This window comes from Actinomadura chokoriensis (assembly GCF_039529475.1).
In the GTDB taxonomy this organism is placed as follows: Bacteria; Actinomycetota; Actinomycetes; order Streptosporangiales; family Streptosporangiaceae; genus Spirillospora; species Spirillospora bangladeshensis.
In genome coordinates, this window is sequence record NZ_BAAAMW010000002.1 from 655,745 (window position 1) to 675,656 (window position 19,912).

The following is a 19,912-nucleotide window of genomic DNA, read 5'->3' on the forward strand; positions in this document are numbered from 1 at the left end:
GCCCACCCCCCAACCTCCGGTCGGGTCGGCATGGGCCGGACGAGACCGTGCTAGCTCGCCGCCTGGGCCGCCGTCGACTCGGTGATCACGCCGTCCTCCAGGTGGAGGACTCGGTCGGCCTCGGAGAGGAGGGCCTGGTCGTGGGTGGCCACCAGGACCGTCACGCTTTCGCTCGCCACGACCGCGCGGAGCAGGGGCATGATCGCGGCGGCGGTTTCGGAGTCGAGCTGGCCGGTGGGCTCGTCGGCCAGGAGCAGGCGCGGGCGGTTGGCGAGGGCGCGGGCGATGGCCACTCGCTGGCGCTGGCCGCCGGAGAGTTCGTAGGGGCGCTGCGCGGCGTGGTCCGCGAGGCCGACCAGGCCCAGCAGGACGCGGACGCGTTCGTCGCGTTCGGCCGGGTTCGTGCGGACCAGGCGCAGGGGGACTTCCACGTTCTCGGCGGCGGACAGCACCGGGATCAGGCCGTGGGACTGGAAGACGTAGCCGATGCGGTCGCGGCGCAGGGCCAGCAGGTCGTCCTCGGGGAGCGACCCGACCTCGCGGCCGTCCACGCGGACCGTGCCGCCGTCGGGGGCGTCCAGGCCGCCGATCAGGTTGAGCAGGGTCGTCTTGCCGGAGCCCGAGCGGCCCTTGATGGCGACCAGTTCGCCTGCGGCGACGGTGAAGGACGCGCCGCGCAGCGCCGGGACCTCGATGGTGCCGGTGCGGTAGGTGCGGGTCAGGTTCTCCACGGCCACCATCGGGTCAGTCATCGGATTCCTCCCGGTCGGGCCAGACGCCGACGTGGTCGCTCTCCAGGGCGAGGCGGACGCGGTCGCGCATCTCCAGGGCGCTGGTGAACGCGGTGGGGAGCTGGACGCGGCCCGCCCGGTCGAGGACGGCGTACTCCTCGGCCGTGCCGCCGCCCCGGCGGACCTCGACGCTGGTGCGGCCGTCGCGGATGCCGACGGTGCGGTCGACGCGCTCGGACACCTGCACGTCGTGGGTGACGACGACGGTGGTGGTGCCGAGTTCCTCGTTGACGCGGCGGAGCGCCTCGAAGACGCCGGCGGCCGTGGCGGTGTCGAGTTCGCCGGTCGGCTCGTCGGCGAGGACGACGTGGGGCTCGTTGGCGACGGCCACGGCGATCGCGATGCGCTGCTGCTGCCCGCCGGACAGCTCGGCGGGGCGCCGGTTCGCGCAGTCGCCGACGTCCAGCATGCCGAGGAGCTCGGCGGCGCGGGTGGCGCGCTCGCGCCGGGACCGGCCCGCGAACCGCATCGGCAGCTCGACGTTCTGCGCCGCCGTCAGGTACGGCAGGAGGTTGCGGGACGTCTGCTGCCACACGAACCCGACCTGCTCGCGGCGGAAGCGGAGCCGCTGCTTGGACGTCATGGTGAGCAGGTCGGAGCCGGCGACGCGGGCGACCCCGGCGGTGGGGACGTCCAGCCCGGACAGGATGTTCAGCAGCGTCGACTTCCCGGAGCCGGACGCGCCCACGATCGCGATCAGCTCGCCGGGGTCGACGAGCAGGTCGAGGCCCTGGAGCGCGACGACCTCGATGCCGTCGGTCTTGTAGATGCGGACGAGGTTGTCGCAGACGATGTGGGCGCCCTCGCCGTAGACGGGCCCGCGTTCGGCGGCGCGGCGCTCCAGTTCGGCGAGGTCGGGTGCGTTGGTCATCACTCCCCCGTTCTCAGGGCGGTTCCGGGACGGGTGTCGAAGAGGCGGTCGACGGCGACGGCCGCGGCGGCGGCGAGCAGCAGGGCGCCGGCGAGGCCGAGCAGCGCGGCGAGGCCCGGGGCGTGCGCGGTGACGGCGAAGCCGCCGGTGTAGGGGCGCAGGTCCACGACCGGGCCGGTGATCTCGGGGAGCATGAGGCCGAGCACCCAGCCGGCGCCGACCGCGCAGAGCAGCACCGGCGCGATCTCGACGAGCGCGAGGCCCCGGCTCTGCCGCCGGCTGAGGCCGAGGGCGCGCAGGTGGGCGATGGTGCGGCCGCGGGCGCGGGCGCCGACGACCAGGACGAGCAGCACCGCGAGCAGCCCGAACGCGCCGCCGATGAGCGCCCCGTTCCGGAACGTCTCGTGGACGACGGTCACCATCGGGTCGCGCGTCATGTCCCGCAGGACGTCCCGCCGGAGCTGGACGTCGCGTCCGGGCGCGGCGGCGCGCAGGGCCTTCGCATCCACGTCGCCGGTGACGAAGACCTGCGAGGGGAAGCCCTTCTCGGCCGCGACCATCGAGTACGGGACGACGACGAACGCCGTGCCGAGGCCCTGACCGGGGAAGTGCTCGATCTGCCCCGCGGGCTTGATCTTGATCGGGGTCATCCCGGGGCGGCTCAGCGTCAGCGGCCCGGTGCCCCGGGTCCGGGCGGTGAGCGGCGACAGGAGGACGCCCTGCCCGGACGGGATGCCCGGCACGTCGGGCGCCATCTTCCGGTAGGCGTCCAGGTCCACGCCGACCACGGTCAGCGGCGCCTGGTCCGTGGCGGTCGACGCCGTGCCGATGACCCGGACCCGGAGGGCGCCGGTCACCCCGGGCAGCGCGCGGATGCGGGCGAACGTCGCGTCGTCCACCGGCCCCGCCTCGATGCGGGCGTCCGCGCCGGTCTCCCACCAGGACGCGCGGACCTGGCCGTCCCGCAGCGCGGTGTCCACGGTGGCGGTGAACCCGGCGACGGTCGCGGCCAGCAGCAGGACGACGAGCGGCAGCGCCCCCACGAGGTTCTGCCGGGACGCGCGGGCGAGGCCGAGGAAGGCGACCGCGCCGCTGCGCCGCCGCAGCATCGGCCCCGTCGCGCGGAGCAGGTAGGGGTAGGCGCGCAGGACGAGGGCGCCGAGCGCCGCGCCGAGCAGCACGGGGACGGCGGCGACCAGCGGGTCGGTCCCGGCGGACGCGCCGCGCTCGCGCAGCAGCACGACGCCGATCACCGCGAGCACGACCAGCAGGCCGTCCAGCACGAGCCGGCGCGGTGAGGGGCGGGCGGCGACGAGGTCGTCGCGCCGGTCGGCGGCCGAGCCGAGGCCCCCGCCGCGCTCCCGCGCCACCATGACGGCGGGGACGCCGAGCACGGCCGCGACGAGCACGGCTACGGCGTAGACGGACGTCGGCTGCGGCGGCCCGACGTCCAGCAGCAGGCCGGCCAGGTAGCCGAGCAGGGCGGACGGGACGACGGCGAGCGCGGTGAGCCCGCAGGCGGGGGCGGCGAGCTGCCGGAGCGAGGCGCCGCGCGCCCGCATCGTGCCGAGGATCGGGCGGAGCCGCTCGGCGAGCAGCCCGGCGGCGAGCAGCAGCACCCCGGCGGCGACGGCGGCGAGCCCGCCGAACGCGAGCCCGAGCACGGACCGGGCGGTGTGCAGCCGCCCGTTGAACTCGTTCAGCCGGTCGTCGAGATTGGTGACGACGTCGCAGGGGAACAGCCCGGTGTGCCCCCGGACGGAGGAGCGGAACGCGTCGAGGTCCTCCGCCATGGCGCCGGCCTCGCCGGCCTCGACCACGGCGCCGCGGACCGGGAAGCGCCAGCTGTAGGTGAGCAGCGCGTCGCCGCCGCGCGCGACCCGCGAGTACCCGCCGGCGCCCATCAGCGCGGTGCCCCCGTCGGCCAGGGTCCCTTCGCTGTCGAACGACACCTTGACCGATCCGACCTGGCCCGGGCGGGTGAGCCAGAACGGGTCGGCGGCGTCCACCGGTTCGTAGAGGCCGGAGATCCGGGCCTTGAGATCGATGAGGTCCATCCGGTCGCCGACCTTGTAGCCCAGCTGGTCGGCGTACTTCTTGGACACCATGATCTGGAGGTCGCCGCTCGTCTCGGACGGCGAGTTGGCCGGAGGCTCGCCCGCCACCATGCGGATGCGCTTCCACGCGGTGAGCTCCCAGCTCAGGTAGAGCACCCGCGGTGCGGAGAACCGCCCTTCGACGAGCATCTGCTCGGTGGTGATGGACGGCTCCGGCTCCCCGGCGGTCCTCGCCAGCGAGCGCGGCAGCATCTGCTGCCAGGTGAGGGCATTGGCCCCCATCGCGGCCCCGCCCGGGACGGCCGTCCACGCCCGGCCGCTCCGCGCCTTGCCCTCGACCCGCAGGTCGGCGGCGGGGCCGATGGCGGTGGCGGCGGCGCGGTCGTACCCGGCCGCGGTACGGGACGGGACGGCGACCGCGAGCAGCGCCGCCAGCAGCGACAGCACGGCCAGCGCGGCGAGCGGCGCCCACTGGGCCCGCGCCAGCCGCACGGCGGAGCCTCCCATCGGCACGGCGGAGCGTCTCATCGGTCCTCCCCCACGCGCAGGCCGGCGCCGGGGTCCCGGCGCCGCAGCACCCGGATCACCGGCGGCAGCACGAGGCCGAGCACGGCCGCGACCCCGGCGAGCACGCCGAGCACCACGGGCCACTGGACGACGAGCTCGGCGGGCGGGTAGGGCTGCGCCGACCGCACGCTCAGCACGACGTGCGGGACGACGAGCCGGGCCACGGCGAGGCCGAGGAACGTCCCGCCGAGCAGGCCGAGCACGACCAGGTAGGCCTGCTCGATCGCGAGCATCCCGGCGACCTGCCGGGGGTGGACGCCGAGGGCGCGCAGCACCGCGAACTCGCGGGTCCGCTCGCCGGCGGTGACCGCGGCGTTGACGACGAACGCGATGACCGCGAACGCCAGCGCGGCGCCGAAGCCGAGCACGAGCGCGCCCTGCAGCGCCGCGCCGAGCGGGGCGTCGCGGAGTTCGGCGCGCACCTTGACGCGGTCGGCGGCGACCTCGCCCCAGGCCGGATGATCGGTGAGCGCGCGGACGGCCGCGGCCGTGTCGCCGCCGCGCGCCGACGCCCACCATTCGCCGGGCTCGATGCTGTCGGTGGTGACGCCGTCCGCGGCGATGCGGCTCTGGGTGAGCGTCGGAAGGTCGACGAGGACGCCCGGCCGGCCCGCCGGCATCGTCGGGAGCGCGGGCGCGATCCCGAGGACCTTGACCGGCTGGTCGCCGTCCACGGTGCTGACGGTGACGGTGCCGCCGACGCCGACCTTGGCGCGTTCGGCCATCTCGGCGGTGACGACGCCCGGCACGGGCGGCTGGAGGTCGCCGTTCTGCGGCCCGCGCCGCGACGGCGCGCCCGCGGCGGGGATCGCGTGGACGGCCGCGCCGGTCGCGCTGCTGTAGATGCCGCGGCTCGGGTTCGGGTCCGCGGTGGCGGGCAGCGCGATCTCCGCGAGCGCGTCCCCGGCGTCCTTCGGCTTCGGCTCGATGGGCTTCGTCGGGTCCGGCGAGAACGCGAACACGTCCCAGCGCAGGCCGGCGGACGGCCGGGCATCGCCGGCGGCGTCGCCGCGCACGCCCAGGACCTGCAGGTCCATCGGCCCCGTGTAGGGGTTCTCGTCGTAGGCGTAGTGGACGCCTCCGACCGACAGCGGATAGGACGGCACGCCGCCCGGTCCGGCCAGCCCGGCGATGTCCAGCGCGACCGTGTGCTCGTCGCCGTCGGCGGGGAAGGCGGGCAGCTCCGCCTGCCGGGCCAGCCCGTGCGCGTCCACGACGGTCACCGCGACCTTGTACCCGGCGTCGGCGGCGGGCTCGTCGCCGCCGGGCGCGGGGCCGGTGCGGGTGAGCCGGAGGTCGAACAGCAGCCGCCGCGGCTTGCCGGGGACGGTCAGCGCGGCGGCGGCCGGACGGGCCTTGGCCAGTTCACCGAGCCGCAGGTCGCGCCGCAGGTCGGGCTGGACGCGCAGCACCCGCCCGAGTTCGCCGGTGTCGGCGGCGAGCAGCGTCGCGGGCTCGTTGCCGAGGTCGGCCTCGGTGCGCAGCACCGCCGTCGCCGCCGTGACGCCGGGCAGCGCGGCGAACCGCCCGCCCTGGCCGAGCACCGCCGGGCCGCCGCCGCCCGCGGTGGTGGAGGTCGTGCCGGTGGCGGGGGTGAGCCGGAGGTCGGCGCCGCTCTGGAAGTCGGCCTGGTCGGTCTGCGACGTGCGCCAGGTCGCCATCGTCGTCACCGACAGCACGCCGACGGCCATCGCCATGACCAGCAGCAGCACGGGGCCGGCGTAGCGGAGCTGGCGCCGCCCGACCTGCCGGGTGCCGAGGACGGGCACGAGCCCGCGCCCCCGCGTCGCGACCCGCTCGGCGACCCGCGACACCCCCGGCACGATCCGCAGCAGCAGGACCCCGCCCGCGAGCAGGGCCAGCGCGGGGCCGGACACGATGAACGGGTCGATGCCGGACGTGCCGTCCCCCGCCCCGCCGGCGCCGTCCGCGCCGTACCGGGTGAGCTGCCAGACCGCCAGCCCGGCGACGACCAGCAGCGCCAGGTCGACGCCGGAGCCGCGCAGGCCGCCGCGGCTCTGCCGGCCCATCCCGGCCTGCGCCTCCACGAACGTGCGGTTCGCGCCGCGCAGCGTCGGGATCGTGAGGGCGACGGCGCAGGCGAGCGCGGTCAGCACCGACACGGCCCACAGCGGGGCGGCGGACCCGGCGTCCAGCCGCAGCCCGGACGCCCGCACCGCCGGGGCGTGCCCGGCGAGCCGCAGCAGCGGCGGGGCGAGCAGCGGGCCGAGCACCGCGGCGGGCAGCACGATCAGCAGCCCCTCGGCGATCCCGAGCCGGGCGAGCTGGCCCATGCCGAGGCCGCGGGTGCGCAGCAGCGCGACCTCGCCGCGCCGGTGGTCGGCGAGCAGCCGGGCGACGAGCAGCCACGCGCATCCGGCGAGCAGGACGAGCTGGATCACCGGGATCAGCATGGTGGAACGTGCCACGAGCACGGCGCCGTCCAGCTGCGCCGTCAGCTCGGGGAGTTTCGTGACGACGGTGAACTGCGCCCCGCCGCCGATGTCCTTGAACGTGTCGCCGGCGCGCGTCACGCGGTCGCCGAGCGGGGCGAGGTCGCCGGACTCGACACCGCGCAGGTCCGGCATGACGGTGAAGCGGGCGTCGGACCCGGTCCCGGTGAACTCGGCGGCGAACACCTCGGGCGGCACCACGAACGGCCCGTAGGTCGTGTAGTCGAGCCGCTCGACGCCGGTCGTGATGAGCCGGTCGTCCTGCCACACGTAGAGCCGCGGGTCGGGGACGTCGAACAGCCCGACGACCCGGACCTTCACGACCGACTTCTTGTCGACGCGCCCGTGCAGCGTGAGGACGTCGTCCACATGGGCGCCGATGGCCTTGGCCGCGGCGGCGGGCAGCGCCGCCTCCAGCTCGCCGGCGGTCGCGGCGGGCCAGCGCCCCTCGGCGAGCCGCGCGTGCTTCTCGATGCCGGTGTAGGTCGCGAACGCCGTCAGCTCGGGGTGGTCGCTCTTCTCCTGGCCGGGCAGGGTGTAGGAGTCGCTGCGGACGCTCATCGAGACGGCCAGCGGCACGTCCCCGTAGATCTGCTCGAGCGCCCGGTCGACCTGGCCCCGCACCTCGGTGAGGCCGTTCGCGGGGACGTGCGTGCCGATCGTCGTCCCGACGGAGGCGAACGTCGCGTCGGCGAGCGTCCGCCGCAGGCCCTCGCGCGTCACCGACCCGGTGTAGCCGACCAGGACCGCGAGGACGGTGGTGGCGAACAGCGCGGTCGCGCAGGCGGCCAGGACCAGCGTCCGATCGCCGGTCATCCGCCTGAGTACAAGCCCCCGTCGCCCCACGGGGAGTCATGATCATTGCGATGCGTTGATCAGGACAAGAGTCCGTGACCATTCTTTGACGTTTCGCAACCTTCTCGAAATACGGACAAATCGCCCTCAGTCCCGGTTCTCAGCGGGTCGTTCTGAGGGGGCCGCCGCCCGTCACCGGTCCTCCCCCATGCGCAGGTCGGTGGCGAGGTCGCGGCGGCGGAGCGCGCCGATCATCAGCCGCAGCACGAGGGCGAGCACCGCCGCCACACCGGCGACCACGGCGAGCAGGACGGGCCACGGGAAGACCGCCGCGACCGGCGGGTACGGGCGGGCGGCGCGCACGCCGAGCACGATGTGCGGGACGGCGAGGCGCGCCACGAGCAGGCCGATCACCGTGCCGCCGAGCAGGCCGAGCGCGGCCAGGTACGCCTGCTCGACCGCGAGCACCCCGGCGACCTGGCGCGGGTGGACGCCGAGGATCCGCAGCACCCCGAACTCGCGCGACCGCTCCCCGGCCGTCACGGCGGCGTTCACCGCGAACGCGATCAGGGCGAACGCCAGCCCGGTGCCGGAACCGAGGACGAGCGCGCCCTGCAGGCCGGCGCCGAGCGGGGCGTCGCGGAGCCGGGCGCGCAGCGCGGCGCGGTCGGCCTCGACCTTCCCCCAGGCGGGGCGGGCGTCCAGGGCCCGCGCCGCCGGGCCGGTGCGGCCGCCGCGCACCGACGCCCACCACTCGCCGGGCGCGAGGGCGGCGGGGTCCGTTCCGGCCGCGGCCGTCCACCGCTCGGTCAGCGTGGGCAGGTCGACGAGCGCGCCCGGCTCGCCGGCGGGGACGCTCGGCAGCGCCGGGGCGACCCCGACGACCTCGACCGGCTGGTCGCCGGCGGCGGTGGTCAGGGTGACGGTGCCGCCCACCCCGACGTTCGCGCGGGCGGCCATCGCGCTCGTGATGACGCCGGGGACGGACGGCCGCAGGTCGGTGTTGTCCGACACGTGGCTCGGCGGCGAGGACGTGGCGGCCGTCGCGTGGGCGAACATCTGGGGGACGATCACGCCCTCCCCCGCGTAGCCGCGCTCGTACGGGGTCGCGGGAACGCTGAACCGCAGCAGCCCGCCCGGCAGCGCCGTCACGGTGGGCGCGACGCTCGTGCGGGCGTCGGTCGACAGGCCGAACGCGTCCCAGCGGACGCCCGCGGGCGGCACCGCGTCCCCGTCCTCGCCGCGCACGCGCAGCAGGTCCAGGTCGAGGGGGCCGGCGACGGGATTGAGGTCGTAGGCGTAGTCGATGCTCCGGATCGACAGCGGATAGGTGAGCACGCCGCCCGGTCCGGCGAGGTCGGCGAGGTCCAGCACGAGGGTGCGCTCGTCGCCGTCGGCGGCGAGCGGGGGCAGCGTCATGCGCTGGGACAGTCCGCGGGCGTCCACCAGCGTCACCGCGGCCCGGAAACCCGTGAAGGCCGAGGACTCCTGCCCGCGGAGCGCATCCGGGAGCGGTCCCGCGCGGCGGAGCCGCACGTCGAAGCGCAGCGTCCGGGGCCGTCCGGGAACCGCCACGGCCGGGACGGCCGGCCGGGCCTTCGCCAGCTCGCCGAGCCGCAGATCACGCCGCAGACCCGGCTGGACGCGCAGGACGGATCCGAGCGCCCCCGTGTCCACGCCGAGGACGGTCGCCGGGCGGTCGCCCACATCGGCGTCCATGCGCAGCACCGCGGTCGCGGCGGTGACGCCGGGCAGCGCGGCGAACCGCCCGCCCCGGCCGAGCGGGCCCGGGCCCTCGACGCCGTCCGGGCCGGCCAGCCGCAGGTCGGCGCCGCTCTGGAAGTCGGCCTGGTCGGTCTGGGAGCGCCGCCAGGTCGCCATCGTCGCCACCGACAGCACCCCGACGGCCATCGCCATGGCGAGCAGCAGGACCGGGCCCGCGTACCGGAGCCGGCGCCGCCCGACCTGCCGGGTGCCGAGCACCGGCACGAGCCCGCGGCTCCGGGCGGCGGCCCGCTCGGCGATCCGGGACGCGGCCGGGAGCAGCCGCAGCAGCAGGACGCCGCCGGCGAGCAGCGCCAGCGCGGGCCCGGACACGATGAACGGGTCCACGCCGGCCAGGCCGTCGCCGACCGCGGCGCCCGGCCCCCGCTCGATGCCCGTGCCGGTCGCGCCGTACCGGACCAGCTGCCAGATCGCGAGGCCCGCGACGAGCAGCAGCGCCAGGTCGACGCCCGTCCCGAAGCCGGCGCCGCGCGGCGGGCGGCCGAGCCCCGTCTGCACCTGGACGAACGTGCGCCGCGCGCCGCGCAGCGCCGGGACCGCCAGCGCGACCGCGCACGCCAGCGCGGTCGGCACGGACACCGCCCACAGCGGCATGAGCGGTCCGGCGTCCAGCCGCAGCCCGGACGCCCGCACCGCCGGGGCGTGCCCGGCGAGCCGCAGCAGCGGCCCGGCCAGCAGCGGGCCGAGCACCGCTGCGGGCAGCACGATCAGCAGCCCCTCCGCGAGGCCGAGCCGCGCGAGCTGCCCCATGCCGGCGCCGCGGGTGCGCAGCAGCGCCACCTCGGCGCGCCGGCGGTCGGTGAGCAGCCGGGCGACCAGCAGCCACGCGCATCCGGCCAGCAGGACGAGCTGGATCACCGGGATCAGCATCGTGGACCTCGCCACCAGCACCGCGTCGCGCAGCTGCCCGACCAGCTCGGTGAGCCGCGTGACGGCGACGAACTGCGTCCCGCCGCCACGGGTCCGCTCCAGGACGTGCTGGGCGGAGGCCACGCGGTCGTGCAGGTGCCCGAGGTCGCCGGCGGCCACCCCGCGCAGGTCCGGCAGGACCGTGAAGCGGGCGTCGACCCCGGTCCCGGTGAACCGCTCGCCGAACACCTCGGGAGGCACCACGAACGGCCCGTACGTCGTGTAGTCGAACCGTTCGACGCCGGCGGTCATCAGCCGGTCGTCCTGCCAGAAGTAGCCGTTGGGGTCGCGGACCTCGAACACCCCGACGACGCGGACCCTCGCCACCGACTTCGTGTCGACACGGCCGTGCAGCGTGAGAACGTCCCCCACGCCGGCTTGGACGGCGCGTGCACCGGGCACGGGCAGGACCGCCTCGATCAGGTCGCCGCCACCGCCGTCCGGGCGCGGCCAGCGCCCGGCGGTGAGCCGCGCGTGCTTCTCGATGCCGGTCCACGTCTCGAACGCGGTCAGGTCCGGATGGGCGCTGCCCTCTTGCCCTGGGAGCGTGTAGGTGTCGCTGCGCGCGCTCATCGAGATCGTCAGCGGGACGTCGCCGTAGACGTCTTTGAGGCCCCGGCCGACCTGGTCCCGCACGCCGGGGAGGCCGTTCGCGGGGACGTGCACGCCGATCGCCGTCCCCGCCGTCTCGAACGTCGCCGCCCCCAGCGTGCGGCGCAGCCCCTCGCCGGTCACCGACGCGGTGTAGCCGATCAGCGCCGCCAGGACGGTCGTGGCGAACAGCGCGGTCGCGCAGGCGGCGAGCACGAGCGTCCGGTCGCCGGCCATCCGGCTGAGCACGAGCCCGCGTCGCCCCACGACCCCTCATGATCAGCAGGTGCGGCGCGGGCCACAAGGCGGCGTGATGACTCCTTGACCGTTCGCGGACCTCCCCGAAATACGGACAAATCAGATATCGGTCCGCCGAAAGCGGCCATCGGCCCGCCTCGGATCGCCCTGGTGGGAGCCTGATCCGATGAGCGGAGGACACGCCCACTACGTCATCGCCGACCGCGACGGGCACCGCGTCTGGTCCCGCCACCGCGGCGCCTACACGCTGTGGCACGACGTGCTGCGCGGCCCGGACGGCACGGTCGCGTTCATCCGCGACCAGAAGGGCGGCACCGCCGACTTCTGGATGAACTCGGTGTGGTGGAACGCCGTTCTCCTTCTGGACCTCACGCGACGGGAGATGCTCGTCCACATCTTGGACGACGTGCGTGATCCGTCCATCCCCGAGATCCGCGTGTGGCTTCGTGTGGTCCGGGCAGTCTGGCCGGGCTGGGAGGTCACCTGGGCGACACGCAGCCTGCACGCGGTGATGGAGTACCTCGATGGCGGGGCTGGACGCTGACCGACCACGGCGACGCCTACGAGGAGGTCGCGGCGCTCATCGGCCCGGAACTCCGCATCGAGCCGCCCCCGGATCCGGCCGGCGACATCCTGTACTGGCTGGAGCGGAACGCCGTCGATCCCGGCGTGCGGGAGCGGATCAGGGCCGCCGCGCGAGAGGGAGCGTGAGGATCCGGCGCACGTAAGGATCCGGCAAACGGGGTGGCGCGCGGCGGTGCGGCGCGGGAGAAGGGCAGGACGCACCGAGCCGCGGAGGGCACCATGCGCAAGATCATCAACTCGACGTACGTCTCACTGGACGGGGTCGTCGAGAACCCGCAGAACTGGACCGGTCCGTACTTCAAGGACGAGGCCGCCGCCTACGCGCGCGAGCTGCTGTTCTCCTGCGGCGCGCTGCTCATGGGGCGCAGGACGTTCGACGGCTTTTCGCAGGCGTGGCCGGCGATGGAGGAGTCGACCGGCGACTTCGGCGTCCGGATGAACACGCTCCCCCACTACGTCGTGTCGGACTCCCTGCGGAAGCCGGGCTGGGGCGACACGACGGCGATCCGGCGGGCCGACGCCGTCGCCGCGATCACCCGGCTGAAGGAGCGGCGCGGCCGGGACATCCTGCAGTACGGGTTCGGCCCGGTGTCGCGGACGCTGGTGAAGCACGGCCTCCTGGATGAGCTGCGCCTGTGGGTCCACCCCGTGTTCGTCGGCCCCGGCGACCCCGACGACCTGCTCACCCGCAAGGGGTTCGCGGCCTCCATGGAGCTCGCGGACACCGAGGTCTTCAAGACGGGCGTCATCATCGCGACCTACGTCCCGGCCGCGACGTGACTCAGGCGCCGAGGAGGTCGCGCAGGATCTCCCGCGTGCGGGACGGCGGTTCGGCCTGCACGCCGAGGCGGTTCAGGACGTCCCGGTGGCGGGAGATGTCGGCCGCGCGGTCCGGGTAGAGGGCGCTGGTGAGCTGCTCCAGGTAGACCACGTCGGGCAGTTCGGGCTCGGCGAACCGCAGCAGTGTCACCGCGCCGCTCTCGCCCGCGTGCCCGCCGGCGGCGAACGGCAGGACCTGCACGCTGACGTTCGGCCGCTCCGCCGCCTCGATCAGGTGCTCGATCTGCGCGCGCAGCGTCGCCGGGCCGCCGACCGCGCGGTGCAGCACCGCCTCGTCCAGGACGGCCCACAGCTTCAGCGGCTCGGGGCGCTCGAACACGCGGCGCCGCGCCATCCGCAGCTCGACGCGCCGCTCGATCTCCTCCTTGGACGCCTCCGGGTGGCGGGCGGTGATGAGGGCGCGGGCGTACTCCGGCGTCTGGAGCAGGTCCGGCACGTCCTGGACCTCGAACACGCGGACCACCTCGGCGCCCTGCTCCAGCCCGAGGTAGGGCTCGAACCAGCCGGGCACCACGTCGCCGTACGCCTGCCACCAGCCGGGCGTGTTGGCGTGGTCGGCGAGGTCGAGCAGCGGGCCGCGGACGCCGGGGTCGGTCACCCCGTAGAGGGTCAGCAGGTCGGCGACGTCGCGCTCCTTGAAGCCGACGCGGCCGAGCTCCATCCGGCTGATCTTGGAGTGGGAGCCGCGGATCTCGTAGCCGGCGTCCTCGGTGGAGATCCCGGCGGCCTCGCGGAACCGGCGCAGCTGCATGCCGACCACCATCCGCAGCACGGTCGGCCCCGCGGCGCGCAGGTCGGACGCGGTCAGCAGGTCGGACGCGGCGCGCAGGCCGGGGGCCAGGGGGACCGGCGCGTCCCGGCGTTCGGCGGGTCTCATGACGCCTTCACTCCCACGGCGCAGAACTCGTCGACCTCGTCCGCCTCCCCGAAGCGGCCGGGCTCGGCGCGCCACCGCGACACCGACGCGACGCCCGGCTCCAGGATCTCCAGGCCCTCGAAGTAGCCGCCGATCAGCTCGGGCGTGCGCAGGTGGTAGGGGGTCTCGCTCGCCTGGTTCCACAGCTCGATGGCGTCGCGGAACGCCTGGCCGGTGATGACGTCGGTGCCGTCCGCGATCGCGAGGTGGCTGCCGGCCGGGAGCGCGCCCATCAGCCGCCGGACGATCGCGCGGGCCTCGTCGTAGTCGGCGATGTGGCCGAGGATGTTCAGCAGCATCAGCCCGACGGGGCGGTCGAGGTCGAGCGTCCGGGCCGCCTCGGCGAGGATGCGGCCGGGGTCGCGCAGGTCGGCGTCGATGTAGCTGACGGTGCCCTCCGTCCTGCCGGTCAGCAGGGTGCGGGCGTACGACAGGACGAGCGGGTCGTTGTCGACGTACACCACGCGGGCGTCGGGCGCGGCGCGCTGCGCGACCTCGTGGGTGTTGTCGACGGTCGGCAGGCCGGTGCCGACGTCCAGGAACTGCCGGATGCCGGCCGTGCCCGCCATGTACCGGACGGCGCGGGACAGGAAGGCCCGCGAGTGCCGGGCGACGTCCACGATCTGCGGGTAGACGGAGACGAACTGGTCGCCGGCGGCCCGGTCGGCGGGGTAGTTGTCGCGGCCGCCGAGCCAGTAGTTCCAGATGCGCGCGGACTGCGGCACCGTGTCGTCGAACTCGGGGCCGGGCCGTGCGCCGGCGTCCGGTCCTGAATCTCCCACGGAACTCCTCCTCGACGCGCAGGAAAACTACCTACGGGGAGAAGTTACTCGACCGCGGGTCGCTTGCCCACCTGTCCCGATCATCCTGGTTTGTCAGGATCCGCTGCAATGTCCAGCTTTGGCGGCAGACCGCCGGGCGCTGACCTGGCAGGACTCCCGTTCCGAAAAAAAATCTGGAAAAGATGTGCACGGGACGTCGAATCGGCCTCCCCTTCTTCGACGCGTTGGCAAGCACCGGGGTTGACCCGGACACCGACAAAGGAGGCACCCATGCGGTTCCTGATGATGACCACGGACGCCGGCTCCGAGGACGCGGCGCCGGACGAGCGGCTCCAGCAGGAGATGGGCAAGTTCATCGAGGAGACGGCCAAGGCGGGGGTCCTGCTCGCGACCGGCGGGCTGGAGCCGTACGGCACCCGCATCACCTCGTCCGGCGGCAAGGTCACCGTGACGGACGGCCCGTTCACCGAGGCCAAGGAGGGCGTCGTCGGCTTCGCGCTCGTCGAGGTGCGCACCCGCGAGGAGGCGATCGAGCTGTCCAAGCGGTTCTACTCGATCGTCGGGGACGGCGAGGGCGTCATCAAGCAGGTCTTCGGGCCGGAGGACCCCTTCCCGGGCCAGTGAGCCCGTACCGCTGAGCTTGCGCGGCGGCCGGTGCGGGTGCTCTCATCGGCAGCGTGACGGCTTCGAACGCGCCCGGGGTCCACGCGAGCATCGACGCGGTGTGGCGGCTGGAGGCCGCGCGCATCATCGCCTGGCTCGCGCGCATGGTGAACGACATCGGGCTCGCCGAGGAACTCGCGCAGGACGCGCTGGTCGCCGCGCTCGAACAGTGGCCGGAGTCGGGCGTCCCGGACAACCCGGGCGCCTGGCTCATGGCCGTCGGCAAGCGCCGCGCCATCGACCGGATCCGCCGGCGGCAGCGCCTGGAGCACAAGCTGGAGGAGATCGGCCGGGACCTGGAGACGCAGGCGCCGGCGGAGTTCGACGTCCCGGACGACGAGGACATCGAGGACGACGTCCTGCGGCTGATCTTCACGGCCTGCCATCCGGTGCTGTCCGTGCAGGCGCGGGTCGCGCTGACCCTGCGGATGCTCGGCGGCCTCACCACCGAGGAGATCGCGCACGCGTTCCTCGTCTCCGAGCCGACCGTGGCGCAGCGGATCGTCCGGGCGAAGCGGACGCTCTCCGACGCCGGCGTGCCGTTCGAGGTCCCCACCGGGCCGGACCGCGCGGCGCGGCTGTCGTCCGTCCTGGAGGTCGTCTACCTGATCTTCAACGAGGGGTACGCGGCCACCGCCGGCGACGACTGGGTGCGCACGGACCTGTGCCAGGAGGCGCTGCGCCTCGGCCGCGTCCTCGCCGGGCTCGCGCCCGGCGAACCCGAGGTCCACGGGCTCGCCGCGCTGATGGAGATCCAGGCGTCCCGGACCCGCGCGCGCACCGGGCCGTCCGGCGAACCCATCCCGATCCTGGAGCAGGACCGCGCCCGCTGGGACCGCCTCCTCATCCACCGGGGCTTCGCCTCCCTGCTCCGCGCGAAGGACATCGGCGCCCCGCCCGGCCCCTACGTCCTCCAGGCGGCCATCGCCGCCACCCACGCGCAGGCCCTCGCCCCCGAGGACACCGACTGGACCCAGATCGCGTCCCTCTACGAGATCCTCGCGACCATCGCCCCGTCCCCCGTGGTGGAGTTGAACCGTGCGGTGGCGGTGGGCATGGCACACGGCCCCGAGAAGGGCCTGGAAATCGCCGACGCCCTGGTGGACGAGCCGACCCTCCGCGACTACCACCTGCTCCCGAGCGTCCGAGCCGACCTCCTGGAACGCCTGGGCCGCCGGGAGGAGGCCCGCGCGGAGTTCGAACGCGCCGCCACCCTGACCCGCAACGCCCCCGAACGCAGAACCCTCCAATCCCGCGCCGCCGCCTTGGGCACCCCCGCCCCACCCACAACCTGACACTCCGTCACCCGCAGCAGAGCCACTGCTCAGCCACGGACCCGTCGCCGTTTCATCACCGCGACGGGTCGGGATGCTCCCGTGGCCGACGCTCAACGCGCCGTCGCCCGCGAGCCAGTCGGGCTCGGCGGGGAGGTGCGCTGCTGGTTCGGCGTGGCAGGGTGTCTGTAATGTCCCAAAGGAGGTTGGGCTGCTGATGGAGACGTGCGGGAAGGGGACCCGGTGATCGATCGTCTGGACGTTGAGGCCGCGGCGCGGCGGGTTGCGGGGCACGTTCGCCGCACGCCGGTCACCGAGGTGGAACCGGGGCCGGCGGGCCGGATGTGGCTGAAGCTCGAACTGGTCCAGCACACCGGGTCGTTCAAGGCGCGGGGCGCGTTCAACCACGTCCTCGCCGCACGGGACGAGGGGCGCCTGCCGGGCGCCGGCGTCGTGGCGGCCTCCGGCGGCAACGCGGGCCTCGCCTTCGCCTACGCGGCGGCGCAGGCGGGCGTGCCCGCCGAGGTGTTCGTGCCGGAGACGGCGCCCGCGGTGAAGGTGGCCCGGCTGCGCGCGCTCGGCGCCGCGGTCGTCCAGGTCGGGAGCCGGTACGCCGAAGCGCAGGACGCCGCCACCAAGCGCGCCGCCGACACCGGGGCCCTGTTCTGCCACGCCTACGACCTGCCCGAGGTCTGCGCCGGGCAGGGGACGCTGGGCCTGGAGATCCTGGAGCAGACCGGCGGCGAGGTCGACACCGTCCTGATCGCCGTCGGCGGAGGCGGCCTGATGGCGGGCGTCGCCACGGCCCTTGAGGGCACCGCGCGCGTCGTCGGCGTGGAGCCCGAGACGATCCCGACACTGGAGCGCGCCCTGCACGCCGGACGCCCCGTGGACGTGGACGTCTCCGGCATCGCCGCCGACTCCCTCGGCGCCACCCGGCTCGGCGACATCGCGTTCTCGGTCGCGTCCCGCACCGGCGTCCAGCCCGTCCTCGTCTCCGACGAGGCGATCATCGAGGCCCGCCGGCACCTGTGGGCCGAGTACCGCCTGGCCGTCGAGCACGGCACCGCCGCCGCGCTCGCCGCCCTCCGCACCGGCGCCTACCGCCCGTCCCCGGACGAACGCGTGATGGTCGTCCTCTGCGGCGCCAACACCGACCCCTCCGACCTGGCTTGACCACCCCCGCCGGTCACGCGGCGGCGAGTCACGGAGCGGCGGCGAGGTGGGCGGAAAGGGCGCGGGCCTCGCGGACGACGTTGGACGACCCCTTGCGGGCGGCGAGTCGCTCGACCTCGGGAATGGTGCCCTGAGCCCCTGACCAGCGCGCCGTCTTGAGACCGAGGGCGATCAGGCGGTCGAGGGAGTTCACCGGCCGTTCGCCCGGCTCGGGGCACAGGACGGGCAGAGCCTCGGCGATCGCCGTCCAGACCTCGGCGTGGGCGCCCTCGTCCGCCGCGCGTTCGAGTGCCTCGACGATCCGCACCGGGCGGATCTCGCCGTCGCGGACGAGGTGTCCGATGTGGCGGCCGAGGTCGGCGGCGGGCAGGTCGCCGCGGGCGGCCATGGTGAGGAGCGTGTCGCCGGCGGCCTCATTGCGCCGTTCCGCGAGGCGGCGTGCCAGGAAGTGCGCGACCGCCTCGGTGAACGGGCCGGTGCCGGCGGTGAGTGCGATGATCTCGCCGACCGGCACGCCGGGGCCGAACCGGCCCGCGCGGAGGTGCGGCAGGACGTGCGCGGCGACGACCTCCGGATGGGACGGCAGCACCCGCGCCCAGTCGTGCCGGAAGAAGCCGTGCGGCCCCTCGGCATACCCTGCCGGCGCCTTGAAGACCGCGTCGACCAGCGGCAGCCCCGTCGGCGGGGCGTCGATCACGGGCTGCGGCCGGGCGTTCTCCAGCGGGCCCATCGACACCTCGGCCGCGGGCAGCCCGCCCTTGGCAAGCCAGTGCGCGGCGACGCGGCCGGCGGGCGAGACGAGCGCGGACGCGCGCCGGACCTCGCCCGGGTCGATCTCGCGCGGCAGCCGCAGCAGGGCCTGCTGGAGGTCGGCGGGCCCCGGTTCGATGCCCGCGGCCTGCAGGGTCTCCAGCCGGTCCACGAGCGTGCCCGGGTCGAGGTGGCCGGTCGGCTCGGTGGGGGTGGCGAGCAGCAGGGGCGGCGGCGTCCCGTCCGCGACGGCCGCGGCGACCTCCGCGCACCGGGACAGCAGGATGATGTGCGGGGAGAGCCCGTCCTGGAGCACGGGCAGCCGGTGGCGCCAGCCCGCGGGCACCGGCGCCGAGCCGGTCAGCAGCAGGCCGGCCGCTTCGAGCCACTGGCTCGGCCAGGTCCAGTACCGCTGGTCCAGCCCCGGGTAGGGGTGCGGCCGGGGGCCGTCCCTGAACGCGGCGCGCAGGTCGTCGGCGTCCCACCGGGCGAACCGGGCGAACGCCGCCAGGACGGGTTCGATGGCGGGCCACTGGAGGCGGTAGCCGGCGAGCGCCTCCACCAGGTCCGCCGGCCGGGTGATCGGCGGCGGGAGCGGGGGAAGCGGGTCCGGCGGGGGCGCGACGAGGGCGGGCGGTGGGGCGTCGTCCGGTTCGGGGTCGGCCACGGTGCCGCCGAAGCGGGCGGCCGCCTTCGCGCCGAGGTCGGGCGCGAGCAGCGGGACGGCGTCGGCGAGCACGGACGTGTCCACGCCCTCGGGAAGCTTGAGCGCGATCCTGACCGCGCGCTCCTGGACGGTGTACGACTCGTGCCCGAACGCCTGGGCGAGGGCGGCGGCGCAGTCGCCGGCGAGGTCGGGCCTGGCCCTGAGGGTCTTCCGCAACCATGTCAGCCCCGTGTTCACGAGGCCCGACTCCGCGCGGAAGAGCACCCCGTCCAGCGCCTCCGCGACGTGCTGGGACGGCAGCTCCGCGGGCTCGGTCAGCAGGCCGAGCGCGAGGTCGGCGACGGGGCCGGGCGCGGCGGGCAGCAGCCGGACGTAGTCGCGGGCGTGGTCGAGGATCTCCCGTTCCCGCGCGGCCGGGTCGGCGGGCATGAGCAGGCCGTGCAGGCGGACGAAGAACCGCAGGTCGAGGACCGTCCCGCCGCGCAGGAACCGGCGGACGCAGCCGTCCAGCAGCATCCGTCGGTCGACCGCGCCACGGTCGGCGAGCGTCGGCAGCGTCCGCAGCCAGGACGAGTTGTCGCGCAGCTCGCGGCCGACGCCGTCGGCCTCGAAGACGCGGGGCAGCAGGAACGGCAGCAGCGGGTCCTTCGGGCGGGGCGGCGCGGACGACACCCAGCCGACGACGAGCGGATCGTGGTCGGGCGGTTCGATGCCCGTCTCGGCCAGCAGCGCCAGGACGAGGTCGAGCCCGATGTGCCGGGGGCCGCGCAGCCGGAGCGTGAGCCGCCGCGCGAGGTCGGCGAGCCAGGCGTCGTCGCGGTCGTCCCACAGGTCCAGGAGCCGGCCGGTGTCGTCGTGCTCGCCCGCCCACCGGGAGTTGAACTCGCGCCGGGTCAGCCAGGCCGCGACGGCGGACGCGCCGCCCAGCACGCCGGCACCGGCCGCCCGGAAGGAGAGGGCGAAATCGTTGATGCCCTCCCACGGTTCGCGCCGTGCCCGGACCGCCTTGACGTGGCCCGGCAGCGCCCTCGCGACCGCGCGCCGCCCGGCGTCGTCCAGTCCGCGGACGGCGGCGGCGACCGCGTCGGGGTTCTGATCGTCGATGAGGGCCGCGATCTTCTCCCAGGCGGGGGTGTCGGTCATCTCGGTCGCGCTCGGCATGCCCGGGACACTAGGCGGCCC

The 19,912-nt window shown here is 75.3% G+C and carries 13 protein-coding genes; 5 read left to right on the forward strand and 8 right to left on the reverse strand.

Annotated features, from left to right (window positions below; genetic code table 11):
• Positions 1 to 50 precede the first annotated feature (50 nt).
• The 5 genes from ABFX46_RS07225 to ABFX46_RS07245 all read right to left on the reverse strand — a co-directional run bounded on the left by ABFX46_RS07225 (position 51) and on the right by ABFX46_RS07245 (position 11,086).
• The gene (locus ABFX46_RS07225; RefSeq protein ID WP_346040547.1) at positions 51 to 752 is read right to left on the reverse strand and encodes an ABC transporter ATP-binding protein; all 702 of its coding nucleotides are present in this window, start codon (positions 750 to 752) and stop codon (positions 51 to 53) included.
• The gene (locus ABFX46_RS07230; RefSeq protein WP_346040548.1) at positions 745 to 1,662 is read right to left on the reverse strand and encodes an ABC transporter ATP-binding protein; all 918 of its coding nucleotides are present in this window, start codon (positions 1,660 to 1,662) and stop codon (positions 745 to 747) included. Before ABFX46_RS07230 ends, ABFX46_RS07225 begins: the two co-directional genes overlap by 8 nt.
• Positions 1,662 to 4,247 (reverse strand): FtsX-like permease family protein, encoded by a 2,586-nt coding sequence (locus ABFX46_RS07235; protein WP_346040549.1) that lies wholly within the window; start codon positions 4,245 to 4,247, stop codon positions 1,662 to 1,664. The genes ABFX46_RS07230 and ABFX46_RS07235 overlap by 1 nt, the downstream gene beginning before the upstream one ends.
• The gene (locus ABFX46_RS07240) at positions 4,244 to 7,555 is read right to left on the reverse strand and encodes an ABC transporter permease (RefSeq protein ID WP_346040550.1); all 3,312 of its coding nucleotides are present in this window, start codon (positions 7,553 to 7,555) and stop codon (positions 4,244 to 4,246) included. The genes ABFX46_RS07235 and ABFX46_RS07240 overlap by 4 nt, the downstream gene beginning before the upstream one ends.
• 171 nt (positions 7,556 to 7,726) lie before the next feature.
• Positions 7,727 to 11,086 (reverse strand): FtsX-like permease family protein, encoded by a 3,360-nt coding sequence (locus ABFX46_RS07245; protein WP_346040551.1) that lies wholly within the window; start codon positions 11,084 to 11,086, stop codon positions 7,727 to 7,729.
• A gap of 157 nt (positions 11,087 to 11,243) precedes the next feature.
• Between ABFX46_RS07245 and ABFX46_RS07250 the strand changes: the two genes are divergently transcribed.
• Both ABFX46_RS07250 and ABFX46_RS07255 read left to right on the forward strand, forming a co-directional pair.
• Complete coding sequence (locus tag ABFX46_RS07250) at positions 11,244 to 11,621, forward strand: hypothetical protein (protein ID WP_346040552.1); 378 nt, start codon at positions 11,244 to 11,246, stop codon at positions 11,619 to 11,621.
• A gap of 260 nt (positions 11,622 to 11,881) precedes the next feature.
• Positions 11,882 to 12,442 carry a dihydrofolate reductase family protein gene (locus tag ABFX46_RS07255; RefSeq protein WP_346040553.1) on the forward strand — a complete coding sequence of 187 codons (561 nt, stop codon included), beginning with the start codon at positions 11,882 to 11,884 and terminating at the stop codon, positions 12,440 to 12,442.
• A 1-nt stretch (position 12,443) separates the two neighbouring features.
• Here the strand turns inward: ABFX46_RS07255 and ABFX46_RS07260 are convergent, their stop codons facing one another.
• Entirely contained in the window at positions 12,444 to 13,379 is a 936-nt protein-coding gene (locus ABFX46_RS07260) for a helix-turn-helix domain-containing protein (protein ID WP_346040554.1), read from the reverse strand.
• A complete protein-coding gene (locus tag ABFX46_RS07265; RefSeq protein WP_346040555.1) occupies positions 13,376 to 14,200 on the reverse strand; it encodes an SAM-dependent methyltransferase in 825 nt (274 codons plus the stop codon). The genes ABFX46_RS07260 and ABFX46_RS07265 overlap by 4 nt, the downstream gene beginning before the upstream one ends.
• A gap of 270 nt (positions 14,201 to 14,470) precedes the next feature.
• Between ABFX46_RS07265 and ABFX46_RS07270 the strand changes: the two genes are divergently transcribed.
• The 3 genes from ABFX46_RS07270 (at position 14,471) to ABFX46_RS07280 (ending at position 17,313) form a co-directional block, all read left to right on the forward strand.
• Positions 14,471 to 14,824, forward strand: a complete 354-nt coding sequence (locus ABFX46_RS07270) for a YciI family protein (protein ID WP_163059879.1) — start codon at positions 14,471 to 14,473, stop codon at positions 14,822 to 14,824.
• A 53-nt stretch (positions 14,825 to 14,877) separates the two neighbouring features.
• Positions 14,878 to 16,158, forward strand: a complete 1,281-nt coding sequence (locus ABFX46_RS07275) for an RNA polymerase sigma factor (RefSeq protein WP_346040556.1) — start codon at positions 14,878 to 14,880, stop codon at positions 16,156 to 16,158.
• 222 nt (positions 16,159 to 16,380) lie between these two features.
• A complete protein-coding gene (locus tag ABFX46_RS07280) occupies positions 16,381 to 17,313 on the forward strand; it encodes a threonine/serine dehydratase (protein WP_346040557.1) in 933 nt (310 codons plus the stop codon).
• Positions 17,314 to 17,341: 28 nt separating this feature from the next.
• Here the strand turns inward: ABFX46_RS07280 and ABFX46_RS07285 are convergent, their stop codons facing one another.
• Entirely contained in the window at positions 17,342 to 19,891 is a 2,550-nt protein-coding gene (locus ABFX46_RS07285; protein WP_346040558.1) for a DUF6493 family protein, read from the reverse strand.
• Positions 19,892 to 19,912 lie beyond the last annotated feature (21 nt).